The following is a 19,305-nucleotide window of genomic DNA, read 5'->3' as shown; positions in this document are numbered from 1 at the left end:
CCGGCCCGGGATCGCCGGCCTCAGCCGCAGCCGCTGAAGCCACCGTCCACCGGCTCGTACCGCCACTCGACGCGGGCGAGCTCCTCGGACGTCAGCCGGGTTCGGGCATACGCACGGAACTTGTCCAGCACCTCCGGCTCGGCCGCGACGAAGCGAACCCTGGCGCCGGAAACGGTGCGGAGCTGGTCGAGCCGCCCGCGCAGCTCCCGGGTCAGCCCGTCGAGCCGCGCACGGGCCCGCTCGCCCCACCGCACGGCGGCACCGGACCCGTCATCGTCATCGACGTAGGTGAGCGTGCCCTGCTCGCCGACCCGAACGCCCCACAGCAGCCACGCGTTGCCGCCACCCTCGGCCACGACGAGCACGTGGGTGCCGCCCTCGTTGCGGTACCCGTGGAAGTCACGATCGCCGATCCGATACTCCCGGCCCCGCCGCACGCCGGTGACCTGCTCCTGGTAGGTCTGCCGGTCCCGGGCGGCGACGCGCTCGACGGGGTGCCACTTCCCGGGCCCGCCGTCGGCGCCGGTCGGCTCCAGGCACCGCGGCGCACCGGCCTCGCCGCTCGACGCCGGCGAGGCTCCCGGCCTGTTCGCCGCCGCCGGCCCGGCTTCCCGCCCGTTCGCCGCCGCCGCCCGGCCGAGCCGGCCGATCCGGTCGACGAGGTGTTGGACGTCGGCCTGGACGAACGCCCGGGAGACCGCCTGGGCCCGCGCCTCGATGTAGTAGCTGTGGCCGACCGTCGCGACCGGCAACGTGTAGGTGGCCGAGCATCGCGCGGTGGCCCGCCCGCCGACCGGCATCGACACCAGCTCGGTGCAGGTCTTCAGCGGCCCGCCGTCAATGGTCATGTCGATGGTGACCGCGGCGTGGGCTTGCCGGACCGGGTGGACGTGCGGCGAGCGCGCCGTCACCGTGTTGCTGACCGTGACCACGGCCAGGCACGACGTCTGCCCGCACGGCCCGACCGTGATCTGGCCATCGATGGCGAAGCCGACCTGCGGGTCGGGCGCGTCGACGAGCCCGGCGACGCGCCGCTGGACCGCCTGAAGAAACTCGCCGGTCTCGGCGCGGCTCAGCGGGGCGAGGTCGAGCCCTAGCCCGCCCGAAGGCGCCCGCGCGGGCACGAACGCGGCTCCCCCGCCGTGGTCGTGCCGGCCGCTGCGCGGTGACGGTGCCGCGGAACCGGACGGCGCCGGCACGGAAGGACCCGGCGACGCCGTCGCGGAAGGGGCGGACGCCGCCGGCGCGGATGGATCGGCGCCGGCCGGCTCGACGCGGACGATCCGGGCCGGCTCGGCCGTGCTGATCCAGATCGTGGCGTCGCCGGTGTGCACCCGCCGGGCCTCGACCCCGCCGATCGTGCCCACGTCGCCGAGCCGGGGCAGGTCCGCGGCGGCCGGCTCGGCCCGGTCGTCGACGCCGCCCGGCAGCAGGTCGGCGGCGAGCACCTGCGGGATCAGCGCCCGCGGGTCGAAGCCGAGCGTGTCGAAGTCGATCCGCACCCACGAGTCGCCGTAGGCCCCCGCGGAGCCGGGCGTGCGCGCCGCGGACCAGAACACGGCGTCGCCGCGGCCGAAGGTGCCGTCGTCGCCGAGGTCGAGCAGCTCGCCGCGGCCGCCGCCGACGTCGACGGTGGCCGCGGTGATGCCGTCGCTGGTGACCCGGCCGTCGACCCGCGCCGCCTGCCCGCCCCGGGTGGTCACGGTGCCGCTGTAGTGCTGCGCCGGCGCGGCGCGCAGGTTGCCGGCGGCCTCCACGAGCAACCCGTATGCCAGGCGGCGGGCCGGGTCGACAGCGGACTTGCCCGCGCCCTCGCCCCGCTTGGCGCCGCCGGCCACCAGGTATGCGCCCACACCGATAGCCGTGGCGGCCACCACGACGAGCGCGGCGACCATGACCGGCCAGCGCCGGCCCGGACGCGACGACGGCGACGGCGTTACGGGCCGCGACGGCGGCGCCCACGCGAGCGGCTGCCACGGGTGCCACTGTGGCGGTGGTGCGGGCGGTTCCTCAGGTCCTTGCGGCGACGACATGCCGACCTCCCCCGTGTCTCGGCACGCGTCGATGCTATCCGAACCGGGCCAATCGTCCGGAAGCCGAAGGACTGGTGGCAATGTGACGGTTACGGATCGCCCGCCGGCCGGACCCCGGCATGACCGTCACGACCTCGGCGCGTACATGATGACCGCGACGCCGATCAGGCAGATGGCGGCCCCGAGCAGGTCGTAGCGGTCCGGCCGGAACCGGTCGACGAGCATCGCCCAGCCGAGCGAACCGGCGACGAACACCCCGCCGTACGCGGCGAGGATCCGGCCGAAGGCGGCGTCGGGCTGCAGGGTGGCGACGAAGCCGTACGCGCCGAGGGCCGCGACGCCGGCACCGATCCACAGCAGCCCCTTGTGCTCACGCACGCCCTGCCAGATCAGCCACGCGCCGCCGATCTCGGCGAGCGCGGCGAGCACGAACAGCAGTACGGACCGGATCGTCGTCATGCGTGTATCGCACCATGCCGCCGCAGCCGCAGGTCACACCGGCCGCGAGGTTCGCGGAGCCTGACGGCCGCCCGCGTCGATTCTTGCATCGATGCGACGCAGGCGGTACCAATGGGAAACCTTTCCATCATCGAAAGATTTCCCGAAGGGTGCGTCATGGGATCTCGGATCGCGGCGGCGATCACCGGCCGGGCCGGGGCGGTCCTGGTCCTGCTGGTGGCGGCCGGTCTGACCGCGCTGGCGTTCCTCGCCTCGCCGGCCCAGCCGGCCGCCCGGCCCACCGACGGGCTACCGGCCGGCAAGCAGTCCACCCGGGTCACCGAGCTCGCCGGCCGCTTCCCGAGCGGTCGCACCCAGACCGCCCTCGTGGTGTACGAGCGGGCCGGCGCGGCGCTGACCGACGGCGACCGCGCGGCGATCGAGGCGGCCCGCACCGCGCTGGCCGGGATCGCGCCCGGGGGCCGGGTGGCGCCCGCGGTGCCGTCCGGCGACGGCCAGGCCGCGCTCGTCGCCGTGCCGCTGCCCGACGGCGGCGGCACGGCGACCTCCGACGTGGTCGATCGGGTCCGGGCCACGGTGCGCGCCGGCGCGGCCGCGCCGCCGGACGGGCTGACCGTCCAGGTGACCGGCGGGCCCGCGTTCGGCCGGGACATCGCGGCGGCCTTCGACGGTGCCGACCTCACCCTGCTGGTCGCGACGGCGATCGTGGTCGCGGTACTGCTGCTGGTCACCTACCGCAGCCCGGTGCTGTGGCTGGTCCCGCTGCTCGTGATCGGCGTCGCCGACCAGGTCGTGGCCAAGCTGCTGCCCTGGGTCGCCCGGGTCGCCGGGCAGCCCACCACGGGGCAGGTCAGCGGCATCGTCTCGGTGCTGGTCTTCGGCGCCGGGACCGACTACGCGCTGCTGCTCATCGCCCGGTACCGCGAGGAACTGCGCCGCACCGGCGACCGGCGCCAAGCGATGGCGGCCGCCCTGCGCGGCGCCGCGCCCGCCATCGTCGGCAGCGCCACCACCGTCGTCCTGGCGCTGCTCACGCTGCTCGCCGCGGTGCTGACCACCAACCGCACGCTCGGCGCGGCGGCCGCGCTCGGCGTCGTGGTGGCCCTGCTCTTCGGCCTGGTCGTGCTGCCCGCCGCGCTGGTGTGCCTGCCCCGCGGCGTGTTCTGGCCGTTCGTGCCGCGCGCCGGCTCGCCCGACCCGGCCGAGAGCGGGGTGTGGGCCCGCGTCGCCGGCGGCGTGCGGCGCCGCCCCCGGCTGGTCCTCACCGGTGCGGTGCTGCTGCTGGCCGGTCTCTGCGCCGGCCTGGCCGGCACGTCCATCGGGCTGTCGCAGACCGAACAGTTCCGCGCGAAGGTCGAGTCGGTCACCGGCGCGGAAGCCCTGGCCCGGCACTACCCGGCCGGCGCCGCCCAGCCGGTCACCGTGATCGTCGACGGCGCCGCCGCCGGCCCGGCCGCGACCGCCGCCCGCGGGGTCGAGGGAGTCGCCCGCGTCGGCAATCCCGAACGCTCCGACGACGGCGCGCTGGTCACGTTCGACGTGGACCTCACCGCCGGGTCCGGCACGCCCGCCGCCGACCGGACCGTCCGCGGCCTGCGGGCCGCCCTCTCGGCGCTGCCGGGCGCGAACGCGCTCGTCGGCGGCGCGCCGGCGGCCGACCTGGACGAGCGCGACGCCAACCTGCGCGATGACCGGGTGGTGGTACCGCTGGTGCTCGCCGTCGTCCTGCTCGTCCTCGTGGTGCTGCTGCGCTCCCTGGTCGCGCCGCTGCTGCTGCTCGCCACGGTGGTGGTGAGCTTCGCGGCCAGCCTCGGCGCGGCGAGCCTGGTGCTGCGCCACGTGCTCGGCATCCCGGCGCTGGGCACCGCCGTACCGCTGCTGGCCTTCCTGTTCCTCGTGGCGCTCGGCGTCGACTACAACATCTTCCTGGTCACCCGGGCCCGAGAGGAGGCCGCCCACGCAGGCACGCGGGCCGGCACGATCCGCGCGCTGGCCACCACCGGCGGGGTCATCACCTCGGCGGGCATCCTGCTCGCCGCCGTCTTCGCCGTGCTCGGCGTGCTGCCGGTGATCGTGCTCACCCAGATCGGCGTCATCGTCGGCATCGGCGTCGTCCTCGACACGCTCGTCGTGCGCACGCTGGTCGTCCCCGCCCTGGCGCTGCTGCTCGGTGAGGCGTTCTGGTGGCCGGCCCGGCCCTCGGCCCACGCCGCGCCCGAGTCGCCAGCGCCCGCAACGCCGGCCGACGGGTCGGCCGGCGTTGCGGCGCCCGAGCTACCCGGCGGGGGCCTCGACCACGTCGGTCGCGAGCAGTGACCAGACCTCGGTGTCGTGGCGGACGCCGGCGTACGGGTACGTCTCGCGCAGCACCCCGTCGAGGCGCATGCCCAGCCGGCGTGCCACGTTGGAGCTCGCGGCGTTGTCCGGCCGGCACCGCCACTCGACGCGATGCAGGCCCCGGGTGCGCAGCGCCCAGTCGACGAGCACCCGGGCCGCGCCGGTGACCAGGCCGCGGCCCTGCCCGGCCGGCTCCAGCCAGCAGCCGATCTCGCACACGCCCGCGGCGGCGTCGAACCCGACGAACATCGTGCCGCCGACGAGCGTGCCGTCGAGCCAGATGCCGAAGAGGCGGCCGGCGTCGCGAGCGGCCAGGTCGGCGTAGCGCTGCAGCGTGGCACGGGCCGAGGCGAGGTCGGTGCTGACGGACGCCCACGGGATCCACGGGTCGACGGTGGCCCGGGCGCGGTCGATGTGCCGCAGGAACTCCTCGGCCTGCCACGGCTCCAGCGGGCGCAGCTGCGCCCCGCAGCCGATTTGGACGCTGAACATGATCCTCACCGTACCCAGGTCTACGGGCGTGACCGGTGTGGCGGGGGCGGCCGGTGTGGCGGGGGCTCGGTGACCAGCACCGCCCGCCACACCAGCAGCGTCGTCAGGCTTCCAGCGCGGCGGCGGCCTGGCGCAGGCGGTGGACGGTGCGCTGAGCGCCCAGGGCGATCATGGTGTCGTCCAGCGGCGGCGAGACCGGCTTGCCGACCAATGCCAGGCGGGCCGTCATGAACGAGCGGCGGCGGTTGAGGCCGAGCTCGGCGACGACCCGATCCAGGGTCGCGGTGATCTGGGCTCCCTCGAACGGGTCGAGCTCCTCCAGGTTCTTCGCGAACGCCTCCAGCGCGGTGCGGGCGTCGGGGGCGGGCAGGCCGTGCTTGGCCAGGTCGGCCGGGCGCACCTCGACGGTGTCCGTGGCCAGCCAGTCCAGCTGCTCGGCAAGCTCGGAGAGCTTCTTGGTGCGCTCGCGCAGCGGCACGACCAGCGTGCGGATGTCCTCGGGGGTGAGGTCACCGGGCAGGAACGGCTCGGCGGCGCGCAGGAAGGCGTCGTCGTCCAGCGAGCGCAGGTAGTGCCCGTTGAGCCAGTTCAGCTTGTCGATGTCGAACACCGGGCCGACCGGGTTGATACGGGCGAAGTCGAAGGACTCGACGACCTCGTCGAAGGTGAAGATCTCCTTGCCCTCGGGCATGGAGTAGCCCATCAGGGCGAGGAAGTTGACCAGCGCCTCGGGCAGGTAGCCCTCCTCCTGGAACCACTTGAGGCGGGCGGCCGGGTTCTTGCGCTTGCTGATCTTGGAGCGGTCGACGTTGCGCAGCAGCGGCATGTGCGCGTACCGCGGCTCCTGCCAGCCCAGCCACCGGTACAGCAGCAGGTGCTTGGCGGTGGAGCTGATCCACTCCTCGCCGCGGATGACGTGCGTGACGCCCATCGCGTTGTCGTCGACGACGACGGCCAGGTGGTAGGTCGGAAAGCCGTCCGCCTTCAGCAGGACCTGGTCGTCGGGCTGCGGCGGGGTGATCTCGCCGCGGATGAGGTCGGTGAAGGAGATCCGCGCCTCGTCGGGCACGAGCATGCGCACGACCGGAACCTCGGTGAACCCGGGCAGCTCGGCCCGCTCCTCACGGGTCTTTCCGTAGCACGTGCGGTCGTATCCGGTCGGCATCTTGAGCTGCTGCTGGCGCTCCCGCATCTGGGTCAGCCGCTCCGCGGAGCACCAGCACTGGTAGGCGTGCCCCTCCGCGAGCAGGCGCTCGGCCACCACCCGGTAGGTGGGCAGCCGCTCCGACTGCCGATACGGCGCGGCCGGGCCGCCGATGTCCGGCCCCTGGTCCCAGCTGAACCCGAGCCACCGCAGCGTGTCGAAGACCTGCTGCTCGCTGCCCTCGACGTAGCGCGTGCGGTCGGTGTCCTCCACCCGTAGGATGAACTGCCCGCCGTGCTTGCGCGCGAACGCCAGGTTGAACAGGGCGGCATACGCGGTCCCGACGTGCGGATCGCCGGTCGGCGACGGCGCGACACGGGTGCGTACGGGTGCCTCGGTTCCAGGAGTGCTCACCATCGTGACGATACGACACGGGCGGTGACGATCCGGCGCCGGGCTACGGCCGGTGATCGCGGTCGCGCCAAGCACCGCAACGGCGTGCCCGCGGACCGGCTCCGCACGGTGGTGCGCACGTCGAAACCGCATTCCAGCGGCTCGACGACGCACCACCACCGGCGGCATGTGGCCGGTTTTGCGGCGCGGTCCTACACCGCGGTGAAGAGCACCTTGGTCCAGCTGAGCACCTGCTGGCCGCGCTTGTTGACGGTCGCGCGCAGGTAGTCGTTGGCGTTGCTGGAGCCGTCGACGGTGATCCGGGTCAGGTTGGCGGCCGGCTGGGTGACGCCGTAGAACGTGAGCCAGGTCGAGCCGGCCGCGAGCGGCTGGTCGACGTGGAACACGTGGCTGTCCCCGTTGAACAGGTACACCTGGCCCTTGAAGGCGGCGGCCTCGCGCGCGATCGCGGCGACGATCGTCTGGAAGCCGAAGTAGTCGGCGTAGGACGGGTTGGCCACCGTCGGGTCGAACATGTCGGCCTGGGTCAGCAGCACGACGGCGCGCTGGTGCTCACGGCGGGCGTCGGCGAACGTCTCGTGGATGTGCGCGATGGCGCCGGCGGTACGGTTGAGCACCCTCTTCATAGATGACTCCCGAATCGCTCGGCTGTGCCGGCATCAGCGCTCGGTGCGCCGGCGCGGCATGTGCCCGACCATCCAAGTAGTGCCTGTGAGTCGCGCCCCGTCGTCCGGCTTACGGGCGGTTGACGGCTGCGTGAATGACGGCATCCGTCCGCAACGGACATCGCATTTCGCCCTTTTCCGCCGGTACCGCGCGAACTTCGGCCCGGATAGCCGACCTCAAGGTGTCTGTGCGATGGATATTCGTCTACGGGGTGTTGTCTTCGGCCGATCTGTCGGGGGTATGGTGTGGGCCGGCAGTGCCGGTTCGGTTTCGCAGCGTGCATACAGGGGTGAGAGCGTGCCGGTCACTGGTCAGCGTGTCGTACGCCGCGCCTTGGGCCGCAGGCTGACACGACTACGGTCGGCGACCGGCAGGAGCCGGCGCGAGGTGGCCGAGGCGAAGCTCGGCATCTCCGAGCCGACCCTGCACCGGATCGAGACGGGCAAGGTGCCGGTCACGGTCGCGAACGTCCGGGCGCTGTGCTGGCTCTACGGCGTCGACGAGAGCATCACCGACGCCCTGTCGGACCTGGCGCTCGGCACCTCCCAGGAGGAGTGGTGGGACGCCAACCCCGTCATCCCGGAATGGTTCAAGCTCTACGTCGGGCTGGAGGCCAGCGCCAAGCGGATCTGCACCTATGAGGGTGAGGTCGTTCCCGGCGAGTTGCAGACCGAGCAGTATGCGCGCGCCGTCTACGGCGCCGAGCAGGCGGTGGAGGCCGAGGCGGCCGACCGGCACGTGAAGCTGCGGATGCAGCGGCAGGCCGCGCTCGCCGCGCGCAACCCGAAGCCGCGGCTGATGACGGTCCTCGGCGAAGGGGTGTTCAGCCGCCAGGTCGGCGGCCCGGCGGTGCTGGCAGCGCAGATCGAGCACCTTCGCGAGGCGGCGCTGCAGGAGCACATGGAGATCATGGTGATGCCGTGGTCGGCCGGTGCGCACGCGGCCATGGCCGGGGCGTTTCGGATCATGGACTTCGAGGACCCCGAGGACCCGGACGTGGTCTATCTCGAGTCGCACATCGGCGCCCTGTACCTCGAGGAAGCCGCCGAGGTGGCGGAGTATCGGCGCATCTTCGAGCTGATCTGCCAGGCCGCGGTGCCGATCGCGGATTTCTGACGAACCGGCGCGGTCACCGCCGAACCGGTCTCGGCGGTGACGCCGGGCAGCCAGAACACGCTCGCGGAGGACGCCTACCAGCGGCGCACCGCGACGCCCGGGACGGTGCGCACCCGGGAGGAGGTCGAGCGGCTGTTCACCGGCCTCGACATCCTCGACCCCGGCGTGGTGCGGGCGCAGCCGGCCGGTCCGGACGGCATCCGGGCGGGCACCTGGGCGGGCATCGGCGGCACGCCGTGACCACCCCCGGCCTAGCTTTGGCCGGCTGCTGACCGGCCGCGACTCAGTCGGTCAGCAGCCGGTCGAACTCACCCTTCTTCGCACCGTCGAGGAACGAGTCCCACTCCTCGACGGTGAAGCGCACGGTGCTCTCGCCGGGTCGCTTGCTGTTGCGCACCTCGATCTGCCCGTCGTGCCGGCGCGCCTCCACGCAGCTGCCGCCGTTGCCCGTCGACCGGCTCGACATGATCCATCCACTATCGCCGTGCATTCGTGCTGCTCTCCTTCAACGGGGGCGTCCGACGCCTGCCCCGCACCCCGGAATCCGAAGCACGGATGCACAAAAACATCACGCTCAGTAATGGATTTCGCCATCTTTGGTGGACAATATCGGACAACCTGGCGCATAGAACTGCGTGTGATCATTGTTCTTCGTTCTTGGTGAAATTTTCGCGCACTCAGCGTAAGCGATCAAGATCTATCTTGAAAATTCGCCCAGAAGTCTTCCTCTGTGAAATCTTGCACGGTGGAAGCTGCCGCGCGATGATTGCCACGGCGATGCGGGACGGCAGCCGGCCCGCATATCTCCGTTTACCGTGCCGCCCTGCTGTGGTCAGAGAGGCTATCGATGGATCTCCTCAGCCAGGGCGACTGCAGCACCATGACCCCACCGGACGGCACCGAGGCTGCGAGCACACCGGCCGACGCCGAGCTGGCGCGGCTGCGCGCGCAGGTGGCGCTGCTGGAGGCCGAGCGCGCCGCGCTGTGGTGGGAGACCAACCACGACGAGCTGACCGGCCTGGCCAACCGCCGGCACCTCAACACCGTCGGGCCCGGGCTGCTCGGCCGGACCGGGCAGTGCGCGGCGGTGGTCCTCGACCTCAACGGCTTCAAGCCGATCAACGACCGCTACGGCCACGCCGTCGGCGACGAGGTGCTGCGCACCGTGGCCGCGCGCCTGTCCCGCTGCGTCGGCGACGACCTCGCCGTCCGCCTCAGCGGCGACGAGTTCGCCGCGATCCTCACCGATTCCCCGCCGGCCGGACCCGGCACGCAGTGGTCGGCCGCGGTCGACGCCATCGCCGCCGCCATCACCGAGCCGATGGCGATCGACGGCAGCCAGCTCACGGTCACCGCGTCGATCGGCGTGGCCACCGTGGACGGCGCCCCCACGACGATCGCGGAGCTCATCCGCCGGGCCGACCTCGCGATGTATCGCGCCAAGGCCAACCGATACTGCTCCTACGTCGTCTGGGCCTGACCCGCACGACGCCACGACTGATCCCCCGCAGGCCGGCCGGCTACCCGAGGTCGTAGTCGAACCAGATGCGGTGGATGCCGTCCGCATCGATCATCAGGCCGCCGCCACCGCGGATGCCGGTCAGCTCACCCGTGCCGCTGCCCGGAACGATCGCGAAATACTCCCCCGTCCGGTCACTGCCCGACGTCGACGCCGAGTGCACGAAGTTGAACGTGCCCGCGCGCCCGGCGACGGTGCCCTCGAACGACTCCATCGCGATGTAGGTGCCCGCGCCGGAGGCCTGGTCGAAGGCGGCCGTGAACAGGGTGGCCGACCGGCCGGTGATGTCCCCGTCGAAGGTCTTCTCCATCAGCGAGATGCCGACCGGCAGGGCGGTCGCGATCGCCGGCTCGGGCACGACGGCCGTCGGGACGAAGCTCTTCACGCTGAAGGTGCCGCTCGCTCGCATGCCCGCAGCCTACCCAGAAACCGGCATGCGCGCAGGAACCCCGTGGCCGTAACATCGAACCGGCCGGGGCGGCTCCCAGGTGCGCTTCCTTCTCACCTCTTCTGCAAAAGATCCAGCGTTCCGACTCTCCGCCCCGGCTTTCGCCTGCCCGCCATCCCATCGCCCACCGAGGACACCGTCGCATGGACGCGCTCGCCACAGTTCTCCTGCGCCGGGCCGGCGCTGCGCCGCTGCCCGCGCCCGAGGGGCCGCCACCGGCCGACGGGGAGGCCTGGGTCGGGGCCGTCGAGGCCGACCTGGCCGCCCGCGGCTGGCTGCTGGACCCGCCCCTGCGGCAGCGCTTCGCCGGCCTCGACCCGGCCGCCCGGCTACGCTGGGCCGACTGGGTCTGCGCCGTCGCCGACGAGAGCACCGGCGCCGACCGGGACCACGTGCCGCTGTTCCGCGGATTCCCGGACACGCCCACCGACCCGGGTCGGCTGTACGTGGAGCGGCTCATCGTGCACCTGCTGCAGGCCGACGCCGCGCCGTGCCTGCTGTGCGGCACCGTCGGCAGCGTCCACCCGCTGGACCCGTGCGGCCACCCGGTGTGCGAGGTGTGCTTCGACCCTCAGGCGTACTCGGCCTGCCCGATCTGCGGGCGGCGCCTCACCGCCGGCAACGCGTACCTGCCCGTGGTCGCACCATCGGGCGCCGGTGCGGGCGCCACCCGGCCGGTGCGGCTGAGGCGGCTGCACCTCGAACCTGACCCGGCCGCGGCCGCCGTGCGCCTGCGCGACGACCTCGTCGCCCGCCCGGCCGCGCTCGGCGAGGCCGACCTGGCGGACCTGCGCACGCTCGTCGCCGCCACCGCCCCCGACCGGCTCGACTGGCTGCCAGCGGTGGTGCCGGCCCGCGAAACCCTCGCCGCGGTCATCGCCTGGGCCCTGCACGCGACCGCGCTGCAGCCGTCGTTCGCCCCGGTCGTCGACGCCGCGACCGCCCGCTGGGGCACGGTCACCGACGTGGCGCGGACCCTGTGGGCGTACTCGGGCGGCGACCCTGGCCTCGTCCTGCCCCGCCGGCGGGAGCCGGACGGGCCCAACGAGGCCTGGCGACCGGCCGACGAGCCACGCGTCACGGTCACGGCGCCACGCGTACGCGCGCTGCCCCGCCCGCTGCGCGGCGCCACGCTCGCATTCATCGACGCGCTCGACTGCGCCACCGCGGCCGAGGACGTCGCACGCCACCCGACCGTGTGGAAGCGCCTGGCGGAGCGGCTGCACCCCTTCGAGCGGATCGCCGCGCATCCCAGCGCCGCGGTCGTCTTCGCCGCCCTGCGGGGCACCCGCGCGCCGGCCGGCGGCCCGCTGGGCCGGGCCATGACCGCCGCGAGCCGCCGCGACCCGGACCGGATCGTGCTCATCGAGCACGCCGGCGACATCGTCTCCGTCCGGGTCCGCACGTTCGCCGCCCTGGTCGAGGACGCCGTCGCGGACGGCGACCCGGCGGCCGCCGCCGACCTGCTCGGCCGGCGCCCAGGTGACCTGTGGCGGCGCCTCGACCACCTGCTGCGGCTCGCCGGCGACGACGACGGCGCCCGGGGCCGGGTGCTCGACGCCGCCGCGCGGGTCGCGCCGCGGGTCGCCCCCGGCGTGCTGGCGGCCGCCGCGGCCGAGCTCACCGGTCGCGACGCCACGGTCGCCGTGCCCAAGACGAGCGCCGAGGCTGTCGCCGTGCCCGCGGCGGCGCCCCTCGCCGAGTCCGCCGCCGTGCCGGCGACACGGATCGGCGCCGTCGGCGACGCGATGCGCCGCGTGCTCGGCCTGCGCCCGCCGCCGGTGGCCCAGAGACCGCGTCCTGCCAAGAGCTTCGGGCCGGCGCCCGGCACACCCCGTCGCACGTTCTTCCCGAAGGGCGACGTGGTCCGCACCTGGACCGAGCCCGAGCGCCGCGCCGCGCTGCCGGCCGCCGCGATCGCGGCGATCCGGTCCACCGTGGACGCCGAGCTGGCCGGCCGCGCCGCGCGGCTCGAGCGGTTCGACGTCGCCGTGCTCGACGCGGCGCTCGCCGGGGTGCCCGCACCCACCCGCGAGCGGGCCGGCTCGGAGCAGCTCGCCGGGTGGCCGCGCGGCAGCATCCGGCGACTGGACGCCGCGCCGGTGCTGCGCCTGTTCCTGCACTGGGTCGACAGCGAGCACGACCGGGTCGACCTCGACCTGTCCTGCGCCTTCTACAACGCGGCGTGGGCGCCGGCCGGACACTGCGACTACACGCGCCTGCGGTTCAAGGGCGACGCGGCGATCCACTCCGGCGACCTGACCTCGGCGCCGCCCCCGCTCGGCGCGACCGAGTTCCTCGACCTCGACCGCGACCTGCTGCGCGCCGCCGGCGTGACCTGGGCGGTGCCGGTCGTGCTGAGCTACAACGACGTGCCGTTCGAGGCGCTGACCGCGGCGTTCGCCGGGTTCTCCCTCCCGCAGGAGCGCGGCGCCGCGTTCGACGCCGCCCGGGTCATGCAGCGCTTCGGGCTGCGCGGCGACGCCAGGTCGCTGGCGCCGATGGTGCTGCACGTGCCCACCGGCGCCCTGATGTGGATCGACGCCAGCCTCACCACGAAGGGATACGGACACAACGTCGGGCAGCACGGGGCGCGGCTGGGCCGGGTCGCCGCCGACCTGTGGGAGCACTTCGCCGCCCGCAACCGGGCCACGCTGCTGGACGTCGCCGCCTGGCACGCCGCCGCCCGTGCGGACCGGGTCGTCATCGCCCACGCCGACGGCTCGGCGACCACGATGCCGGCCGCCGCGCCGGCCGAGGTCGTCGCCGCCGTGCGCGCCGCGGCGAGCTCGGGCCGCCGCAGTACCGCGGCAATCCCCGCCTCGGCCCGCGCGTTCGCGGCGGCGGCCGACCCGGACCGGCTCGCCGCCATCGCCGGCGGCGACGTCGCGGAGGGCTCGGTGGCGCTGCTCGCCGATGGCGCCGCCGGCGCGCCGTGGACCCCGGTGTCGGCCGCGGACCTGCTGGCCGGGCTGGTGCCGGTGGACGCGTCCCGGTAGGCGGCCGGCTCAGTCAGAAGTGACCGGCCGTGGCCAGGTTCGGCCGTTCTGCCAGTACTCGTGGATCTCCTCAAGGGTGCGCCCGCGCGTCTCCGGGGCCTGCCGGAACAGGTACAGCCACGACGCGACCGTGACGGCCAGCAGCGCGGCGAACGTGGTCGCGCCGCCGAGCGTGCTCATCCCTCGGTACCCCATGCCCTCGAAGATCCGCGGCGAGAAGTTGCCGACGGCGCTGACCCCGGTCAACTGGACCAGCGCGCCGAGCACGACGACGAAGCCGGTCACGACGCGGTACCGCGGCCCAAACAGCTCCGCGACCACCCCCGGACCGCGCTCGCGCCGCGCGCCGAGCCCGTACCGCCCGCCATTTCCGCTGGGTTTCAGGGAACGATGGCGTACTCGGTGAAGCGGCCGCAAGGTTGGAACCCGAGCCGGCGATAGACGGGTTCGCCATCGGAAGAGGCTTGCAGGACCACCGTGCGGTAGCCCGCGCCGTAGGCGGTGTGCAAGGTCGCCAGGGTGATGGCGCTGCCGTAGCCGCGCCGGCGGTCGCTCGCCAGGGTGGCGATGTTGTAGATCCCAGCGACTCCCGCGTGCAGGAAGACCTCGGCCGAGCAGACGGGACGGCCGTCGACGTAGCCGACGAGGTAGCGAGCGGGGCAGTCGGGGGCGAGGGCCCAGTCGGCGGCATCGGCGAGGAAGCGACGCACCGTGGCGGCCGGTGGGTTCCAGTTCGCCGCCAGGACGGCCGAGTAGTCGGCGAGTTGCCCGGGCGTCCGAACCCGGTGGATGACCAGGTCCACAGCAGGCTGCTGGGGTGGGGCCTCACGGAGGTCCTGCCACATGCCGGTCTCGGTCTCGGACGCCTGGAGACCGGCGCTTTCCAGGAGCGCGGCGAGATCCGCCGGCGTGGAGGCCGGGCCCACCCACCACGAGAAGGGACGCCCGGTGGTGGCCAGCGCCTGAAGGGTCTGCGTGATCCGGGTCGGGGCGGTGCCCGGCGTGAGACGCGCCGCCGCGACGATGTTGAAGGTGTCGTCGTCCAGGCCGCTGTCGGCGATCAAGAGGTCGTTGGTTTCAATGACGGTCGAGCCCGCCACATGCCGGTGCAAGTGACAGGCATGTTCGGCGAGGTTCCGCTCCATGGCGATCATCAGGTCTGAGCGACCGCCGAGGGGCTGCTTTCCTTCCTCCACAGCGGTCCATCACATCATGCCTGTTCGCCTTCGCGCACGGCGGCGGACCCTGACCGTGCGCGGCCGGGGCGAATCCGGCCGCGCTCGCGGAGTCGGTGGCCGGTCAGGTGTAGGCGGGCCGGCGCACCGGCTCGCTCCAGTCGGGCAGCTCGGTGCCCGGCGGGGTGAACGTGGTGAAGTCGGTGCTGTCGCGAAACGCCGGGACCGTGTACAGGTCGCGGGCGTACGCCCACAGGTCGGGGTACCGCGTGATGCCGGTGCCGAGGCGCACCAGCGTGACGAACAGCCGGACGTCGGCCTCGGTGATGTCCGGGCCGAGCAGATACCGGCGCCTGGCCAGGCGTTCGTCAAGGGCGGCGAGCGCCTCGTGGAGCGCGGCGCGGGCCCGCTCGCCGTCGGGGCCGGGCTGTTCGGCGGCCAGCGCGCCGCGGTTGACCGCCGGGTTGAGCCACGCGTCGAGCTCCTCGATCTCCGCACGGTGGGCCTCGGGGTAGGCGTCCACGATCGGCGTCGCGAGGTGCTGGAAGCGAGTGGCGAGGTCGATCCCGATGCCCTTGAAGTCATTGCTGACCACGCGGGCGGTGGCGCGGTCCCACAGCGTCGGCACGCTGACGTGGCCGTCGAAGGCCTCCTCCGTCGCGTCGTACGCCTGGCGCAGCAACGTGAACCCGTTGACCGGGTCCGGCCCGTAGCGCTCGCGGAATGCCCAGCCGCGCCCGTCGCGGGCGTTGTCGACGTACGAAACCGTGACGATGCCCTGGAGGCCGGCGAGGGCGTGGGTGATGATCACGCGCTGCGACCACGGGCAGAACCAGCCCGCGTAGATGTGGTAGCGGCCGGGCTGTGGCTTGTCGACGACGTGGTCGTTGAACCGGTACAACGGCCGGGGGTCGTCCGGTCGCCGGACGATGCGGTACTTCCCGTGGGCCGTGGTGTCGACGGGGCTGGCCAGTCGGCTGGAGCGCGGCAGTTTCGGCATGGGGCCTCCCCCCGGACGGGACACAGTTACCCACTAAGCCTATCTGCGAGATAGGAATTCGTCCACCCGTACGGCGAGCCCGCCGAACCGGCTAGCCCGGGCGGCTCTCCTCGCCCTCGGCGGCCCGCGCCGCCGACTCCTCGCAGAAGCGCTTGAAGCCCTTGAGGTCTGTGCGCAGCCGGGACCGCAACGTGACCTCGAGGACCTCGCCGTACAGCGACAGCTGGCTGTCGTCCACCTCCGTCATGCAGACCACGTCGGTCTGCTCATCCGCGACGGCCTCCAGCCAGAACGACTCGACGATCTCCGAGTGGTCGCGCGCCCGCCACCGCACGAACCGGCCCGGTTCGGCATCCGCGACGACGGCGTCGAACTCGACGCGCCTGCCGCCGATGTCGAGCACGAGACGCGCGGTCTTGCTGTCCAGCGGGGTCAGGCTCAACACCCCGGAGAGGTACTGCGGGAATTCGATGAACCGCACCAGATGTTCGTATGCCGACATGGGTGGCACGCCCACCCTGATCGAGTCTCGCGTGACGATCATGATGCCTCCGTACAGCGCGCACACCTACCGGTGCGTCGTGTGAGCTACGGAGCTCGCGTCGCTTGCTGCGTCGATTCTGATCGTACGCCGCCCGCCGACGCTGCGGAACGCGGCGACGGACGGCGGTGGCGGCCTCACGTCGCCCGGATCTCCTCCAGGTCGGTGCTGCGGCGCAGGAACAGCAGGCCGGCGCCGGTGGTGGCGAGCACCGCGAGAACGGCGACGCCCCCGTCGCGGGACAGCTCCGCCCAGGGCACCGGGACCGCCCGGACCACCTTGGGGTGTTCGGTGGCCTGGCAGTTCTGGCCCGTCGCGTCGCACGTCATCGACACGCCGCCGCCGGCGATGGCCTCGCCGCCGATGGTGCGGATCAGCGCCACGCCGACGACGAGCGCGACGAGGATCGCCGGGACCGCCGGCAGCAGTGCCTGCCACAGCATCGAGCGGCCCAGCGTCGCGCGGGGCACGCCGGCGGCGACCAGCGACGCGTACTCCCGCCGCCGGGTGACCACGCCCTCCGCGACGACGACGAGCATCGCGATCGCGGTCAGCGCCACCGCGGTCAGCAGCGCGGCGTCGACGAGGTCCAGCGTGCGCAGGTAGAACGAGTCGTCGACGCCGCTGGTCGCGGCGAAGCCTGGGTTCTCGATCGCATCGAGCGCGCGCTGGGCTTCCGCGCCGGCGGCGAACTGCGCGCGCAGCGCCGCCGCGCCCCCGCCGAACAACACGCAGACCAGCAGCACCGCGAGGGTCCGGCTGCCGCTCCACGGGTCGGCCACGAGCCGGGCCGCGGCCAGCACGGTCGAGGCGCGGCGGGCACGGCGGTGCAGCAGCCGCCCGGCCGCGTAGGTGACCCAGCCGGTGCCGATGACGATCCCGAGCCCGGCGCACGCGACGCCGACGAGCAACATCGTGGGCACGAACCACTCCGGGACGTGGAGACGCAGGTGTACCCGTAGCGGCGAGGCGGACCCGACCGCGGCGAACGCGAGCAGGCCGAGCACGATGAGCACGCCCGACCAGGGGCGCGGGCCGCGGGTGCGGCGCACTCGCCGTACGACTCCGAACGGCCCGACCGTCACGCGCCGCATGACCACCGCGGCCGCGAGCGCGGCGAGCGCCGGGATGGCGAGCACCGCGACCGCCACGAACCAGGCGGGCGGGGAGACGTCGGTCGGCAGCGGCAGGCGCCCCTCGGCGTCGGGCCGGTGGAGCAATTCGTGCCCGACCAGGAAGACCGCGAGCCCGCTCAACGACCCGGCCAGCGACGCGACGCCGGTCTCGGCGGCGGCGACGGCGACGGCCTGCGCCGGGGTCGCCCCGGCCAGGCGGAAGGCGGCGAGGCGCCGGTCGCGGGCCGGCGCGCCGAGCCGCGCGCACTGCCCGGCCAGGGCGAAGACCGGCACGGTGAGCAGCAGCAGCGTCATGACCACGCCGGGGCGCAGGCCGGGCTCGCGCAGCAGCGCGTTGCTGTACTGCTCGGCCCACTCGTCCGCTCCGACGCCGTGGAGCGTGAGCTGGCCGATCGCGACGACGTTCGCCGCGGTGAGCACGGCGAGGGTGGCCAGGGCGGTGCTCAGCGCGGTCAGCACGACCCGCATGGTGTCGGTGCGGGACCCGGCCAGGCCGAGCCGCAACAGCGTGCCGGTCCTCACCGGCCGTGCCGTCCGGTCGGCAGAGCGATACCGAGCCCGCTCTCGTCGACGGCGCCGTCGCGAAGCACGATCTCGCGGTCGGCGTATCCGGCGACCCGCGCGTCGTGCGTCACCAGCACGACGGTGGTGTGCTGCTCGTGCGCGACCCGGACGAGCTGGCCGAGGACCTGCTCGCCGGTGAGGGTGTCCAGCGCGCCGGTCGGCTCGTCGGCGAAGATCAGCCGCGGCTCGGTGACCAGCGCCCGGGCCATCGCGCAGCGCTGCTGCTGGCCGCCGGACATCTCGCCGGGCCGGCTGTTGGCGACGTCGGCGACGCCGAAGCGCTCCAGCCAGGCCAGCGCCGCGGTGCGCGCCTCGCGCCGCCCGGTGCCGGCGAGCAGCAGCGGCAGGGCCACGTTCTGCGCCGCGGTCAGCTCGGCGACCAGCTGCCCGAACTGGAAGAGCACGCCGAACTCGGTGCGCCGCAGCCGCGAGCGGGCCGCCTCGGACAGTGTGTCGATGCGGGTACCGCGGTAGGCGACCTCGCCGGAGTCGGGCCGCATGATCCCGGCGAGGCAGTGCAGCAGCGTCGACTTGCCGCAGCCACTGGGCCCGGTGATCGCGAGGATCTCCCCCTCGGCGACGTCGAGCGTGACGCCGCGCAGCGCGGGCGTCGCGCCGTATGCGCGGACCACCGCCCTGGCCTGCAGAATGTCTCTCATTCGTGCACCCCCGAGTGCAGGTCGGCGACGCGGGCCAGGGTGGTACGCAGCCACACCAGGTCGGCGTCGAGGTGAGTGATGGCGTAGTCGGCGGCGATGACGTCGCCGAACGTCGCGGCCGGGTTGGTCTTCGCGGCGGTGAGCTCGCGCAGCCGGTCGGTGTGCGCCTTGCGCTGAGCGGCGAGGTATGCCACGGCCCGCTCGGCGTCCGGCCACATCAGCGCCACCATGACCTTGGCCAGCAGCACCCCGCCGACGTGCGGCGCGGGCGGCTCGACGGTGGCGACCCAGCACTCGAGATCGCCGCGCCCGGCGTCGGTGATGGCGAACGTGGTGCGGTCCGGCCCGCCGGCCCGGTCGTGGCCGGCCTGCGCCACCAGGCCGTCCCGCTCCAGGCGGCCAAGCGTGGCGTACACCTGGCCGAACCCGAGCGGTTTGGCGCGGGGCAAGGTGCGGTCGTAGGCGTGCTTGAGGTCGTAGCCGTGCTTCGGCCCACCCCAGAGCAGCCCGAGCAGCACATACGGCGCGGACATGAGAATCACTATTCACCGGATGAATAGCCGCCGTCAAGCCATCCCGTTGTACGGCCGCCGCGCGGGGGGC

General features: G+C 73.7%; 19 protein-coding genes. 5 read left to right on the top strand and 14 right to left on the bottom strand.

All coding sequences use genetic code 11. The annotated features are described in order from the left end of the window. Nucleotides 1-20: 20 nt before the first annotated feature. Both AB0367_RS18010 and AB0367_RS18005 read right to left on the bottom strand, forming a co-directional pair. On the bottom strand, nt 21-1,895 hold the full coding sequence (locus AB0367_RS18010) for a hypothetical protein (protein WP_366227453.1): 1,875 nt from the start codon (nt 1,893-1,895) through the stop codon (nt 21-23). Between the two features lie 264 nt (nt 1,896-2,159). Continuing rightward, complete coding sequence (locus tag AB0367_RS18005) at nt 2,160-2,492, bottom strand: YnfA family protein (protein WP_366227452.1); 333 nt, start codon at nt 2,490-2,492, stop codon at nt 2,160-2,162. A gap of 156 nt (nt 2,493-2,648) precedes the next feature. On the opposite strand from AB0367_RS18005, the gene AB0367_RS18000 reads away from it, so the two are divergent. Continuing rightward, nucleotides 2,649-4,808, top strand: a complete 2,160-nt coding sequence (locus AB0367_RS18000; protein WP_366227451.1) for an MMPL family transporter — start codon at nt 2,649-2,651, stop codon at nt 4,806-4,808. Here the strand turns inward: AB0367_RS18000 and AB0367_RS17995 are convergent. The 3 genes from AB0367_RS17995 to AB0367_RS17985 form a co-directional block, all read right to left on the bottom strand. After that, nucleotides 4,767-5,321 carry a GNAT family protein gene (locus AB0367_RS17995; protein WP_366227450.1) on the bottom strand — a complete coding sequence of 185 codons (555 nt, stop codon included), beginning with the start codon at nt 5,319-5,321 and terminating at the stop codon, nt 4,767-4,769. The genes AB0367_RS18000 and AB0367_RS17995 overlap by 42 nt on opposite strands. 103 nt (nt 5,322-5,424) lie before the next feature. After that, complete coding sequence (gene gltX / locus AB0367_RS17990) at nt 5,425-6,879, bottom strand: glutamate--tRNA ligase (protein ID WP_366227449.1); 1,455 nt, start codon at nt 6,877-6,879, stop codon at nt 5,425-5,427. 191 nt (nt 6,880-7,070) lie between these two features. Next, a complete protein-coding gene (locus AB0367_RS17985; protein ID WP_366227564.1) occupies nt 7,071-7,505 on the bottom strand; it encodes a hypothetical protein in 435 nt (144 codons plus the stop codon). Here AB0367_RS17985 and AB0367_RS17980 point away from each other — a divergent pair. Together AB0367_RS17980 and AB0367_RS17975 are read left to right on the top strand one after the other, a co-directional pair. Beyond that, nucleotides 7,393-8,661, top strand: a complete 1,269-nt coding sequence (locus AB0367_RS17980) for a helix-turn-helix transcriptional regulator (protein ID WP_366227448.1) — start codon at nt 7,393-7,395, stop codon at nt 8,659-8,661. The genes AB0367_RS17985 and AB0367_RS17980 overlap by 113 nt on opposite strands. Nucleotides 8,662-8,697: 36 nt before the next feature. After that, nucleotides 8,698-8,901 carry an SAM-dependent methyltransferase gene (locus tag AB0367_RS17975; protein ID WP_366227447.1) on the top strand — a complete coding sequence of 68 codons (204 nt, stop codon included), beginning with the start codon at nt 8,698-8,700 and terminating at the stop codon, nt 8,899-8,901. A 43-nt stretch (nt 8,902-8,944) separates the two neighbouring features. On the opposite strand, the gene AB0367_RS17970 is transcribed toward AB0367_RS17975, so the two are convergent. Next, on the bottom strand, nt 8,945-9,127 hold the full coding sequence (locus tag AB0367_RS17970; RefSeq protein ID WP_366227446.1) for a DUF397 domain-containing protein: 183 nt from the start codon (nt 9,125-9,127) through the stop codon (nt 8,945-8,947). Nucleotides 9,128-9,508: 381 nt separating this feature from the next. Between AB0367_RS17970 and AB0367_RS17965 the strand changes: the two genes are divergently transcribed. Further along, the gene (locus AB0367_RS17965; RefSeq protein ID WP_366227445.1) at nt 9,509-10,141 is read left to right on the top strand and encodes a GGDEF domain-containing protein; all 633 of its coding nucleotides are present in this window, start codon (nt 9,509-9,511) and stop codon (nt 10,139-10,141) included. 40 nt (nt 10,142-10,181) lie between these two features. On the opposite strand, the gene AB0367_RS17960 is transcribed toward AB0367_RS17965, so the two are convergent. Beyond that, nucleotides 10,182-10,589, bottom strand: coding sequence for a DUF3224 domain-containing protein (locus AB0367_RS17960; protein WP_366227444.1), 408 nt, complete (start codon nt 10,587-10,589; stop codon nt 10,182-10,184). Between the two features lie 182 nt (nt 10,590-10,771). On the opposite strand from AB0367_RS17960, the gene AB0367_RS17955 reads away from it, so the two are divergent. Beyond that, nucleotides 10,772-13,627, top strand: coding sequence for an MXAN_6230/SCO0854 family RING domain-containing protein (locus tag AB0367_RS17955; RefSeq protein WP_366227443.1), 2,856 nt, complete (start codon nt 10,772-10,774; stop codon nt 13,625-13,627). A gap of 9 nt (nt 13,628-13,636) precedes the next feature. Here the strand turns inward: AB0367_RS17955 and AB0367_RS17950 are convergent, their stop codons facing one another. The 7 genes from AB0367_RS17950 to AB0367_RS17920 form a co-directional block, all read right to left on the bottom strand. After that, nucleotides 13,637-13,912, bottom strand: a complete 276-nt coding sequence (locus AB0367_RS17950) for a hypothetical protein (RefSeq protein ID WP_366227442.1) — start codon at nt 13,910-13,912, stop codon at nt 13,637-13,639. 95 nt (nt 13,913-14,007) lie between these two features. Continuing rightward, nucleotides 14,008-14,823: a GNAT family N-acetyltransferase gene (locus AB0367_RS17945; protein WP_366227441.1), complete on the bottom strand. Its 816-nt coding sequence runs from the start codon at nt 14,821-14,823 to the stop codon at nt 14,008-14,010. A 103-nt stretch (nt 14,824-14,926) separates the two neighbouring features. Beyond that, on the bottom strand, nt 14,927-15,802 hold the full coding sequence (locus AB0367_RS17940; RefSeq protein ID WP_366227440.1) for a glutathione S-transferase C-terminal domain-containing protein: 876 nt from the start codon (nt 15,800-15,802) through the stop codon (nt 14,927-14,929). A 91-nt stretch (nt 15,803-15,893) separates the two neighbouring features. Beyond that, on the bottom strand, nt 15,894-16,346 hold the full coding sequence (locus AB0367_RS17935; protein ID WP_366227439.1) for a hypothetical protein: 453 nt from the start codon (nt 16,344-16,346) through the stop codon (nt 15,894-15,896). Nucleotides 16,347-16,480: 134 nt separating this feature from the next. Continuing rightward, nucleotides 16,481-18,001, bottom strand: a complete 1,521-nt coding sequence (locus AB0367_RS17930; RefSeq protein WP_366227438.1) for an FtsX-like permease family protein — start codon at nt 17,999-18,001, stop codon at nt 16,481-16,483. Beyond that, nucleotides 17,998-18,702 (bottom strand): ABC transporter ATP-binding protein, encoded by a 705-nt coding sequence (locus AB0367_RS17925; protein WP_366227437.1) that lies wholly within the window; start codon nt 18,700-18,702, stop codon nt 17,998-18,000. The genes AB0367_RS17930 and AB0367_RS17925 overlap by 4 nt, the downstream gene beginning before the upstream one ends. Continuing rightward, nucleotides 18,699-19,235, bottom strand: a complete 537-nt coding sequence (locus AB0367_RS17920; RefSeq protein ID WP_366227436.1) for a PadR family transcriptional regulator — start codon at nt 19,233-19,235, stop codon at nt 18,699-18,701. The genes AB0367_RS17925 and AB0367_RS17920 overlap by 4 nt, the downstream gene beginning before the upstream one ends. Nucleotides 19,236-19,305 lie beyond the last annotated feature (70 nt).

This window comes from Dactylosporangium sp. NPDC051484 (genome assembly GCF_040689395.1).
In the GTDB taxonomy this organism is placed as follows: Bacteria; Actinomycetota; Actinomycetes; order Mycobacteriales; family Micromonosporaceae; genus Dactylosporangium.
The sequence above is the reverse complement of the archived record's forward strand: the minus strand, read 5'-3'. Positions and strand labels throughout refer to the sequence as shown.

Bases quoted from the DNA above. Each gene is read 5' to 3' on its own strand.
- AB0367_RS18010 (WP_366227453.1), bottom strand. From the start codon at position 1,895: ATGGTCGCCGCGCTCGTCGTGGTGGCCGCCACGGCTATCGGTGTGGGC.
- AB0367_RS18005 (WP_366227452.1), bottom strand. From the start codon at position 2,492: ATGACGACGATCCGGTCCGTACTGCTGTTCGTGCTCGCCGCGCTCGCC.
- AB0367_RS18000 (WP_366227451.1), top strand. From the start codon at position 2,649: ATGGGATCTCGGATCGCGGCGGCGATCACCGGCCGGGCCGGGGCGGTC.
- AB0367_RS17995 (WP_366227450.1), bottom strand. From the start codon at position 5,321: ATGTTCAGCGTCCAAATCGGCTGCGGGGCGCAGCTGCGCCCGCTGGAG.
- AB0367_RS17980 (WP_366227448.1), top strand. From the start codon at position 7,393: ATGTCGGCCTGGGTCAGCAGCACGACGGCGCGCTGGTGCTCACGGCGG.
- AB0367_RS17985 (WP_366227564.1), bottom strand. From the start codon at position 7,505: ATGAAGAGGGTGCTCAACCGTACCGCCGGCGCCATCGCGCACATCCAC.
- AB0367_RS17970 (WP_366227446.1), bottom strand. From the start codon at position 9,127: ATGTCGAGCCGGTCGACGGGCAACGGCGGCAGCTGCGTGGAGGCGCGC.
- AB0367_RS17965 (WP_366227445.1), top strand. From the start codon at position 9,509: ATGGATCTCCTCAGCCAGGGCGACTGCAGCACCATGACCCCACCGGAC.
- AB0367_RS17960 (WP_366227444.1), bottom strand. From the start codon at position 10,589: ATGCGAGCGAGCGGCACCTTCAGCGTGAAGAGCTTCGTCCCGACGGCC.
- AB0367_RS17955 (WP_366227443.1), top strand. From the start codon at position 10,772: ATGGACGCGCTCGCCACAGTTCTCCTGCGCCGGGCCGGCGCTGCGCCG.
- AB0367_RS17940 (WP_366227440.1), bottom strand. From the start codon at position 15,802: ATGCCGAAACTGCCGCGCTCCAGCCGACTGGCCAGCCCCGTCGACACC.
- AB0367_RS17935 (WP_366227439.1), bottom strand. From the start codon at position 16,346: ATGATCGTCACGCGAGACTCGATCAGGGTGGGCGTGCCACCCATGTCG.
- AB0367_RS17925 (WP_366227437.1), bottom strand. From the start codon at position 18,702: ATGAGAGACATTCTGCAGGCCAGGGCGGTGGTCCGCGCATACGGCGCG.
- AB0367_RS17920 (WP_366227436.1), bottom strand. From the start codon at position 19,235: ATGTCCGCGCCGTATGTGCTGCTCGGGCTGCTCTGGGGTGGGCCGAAG.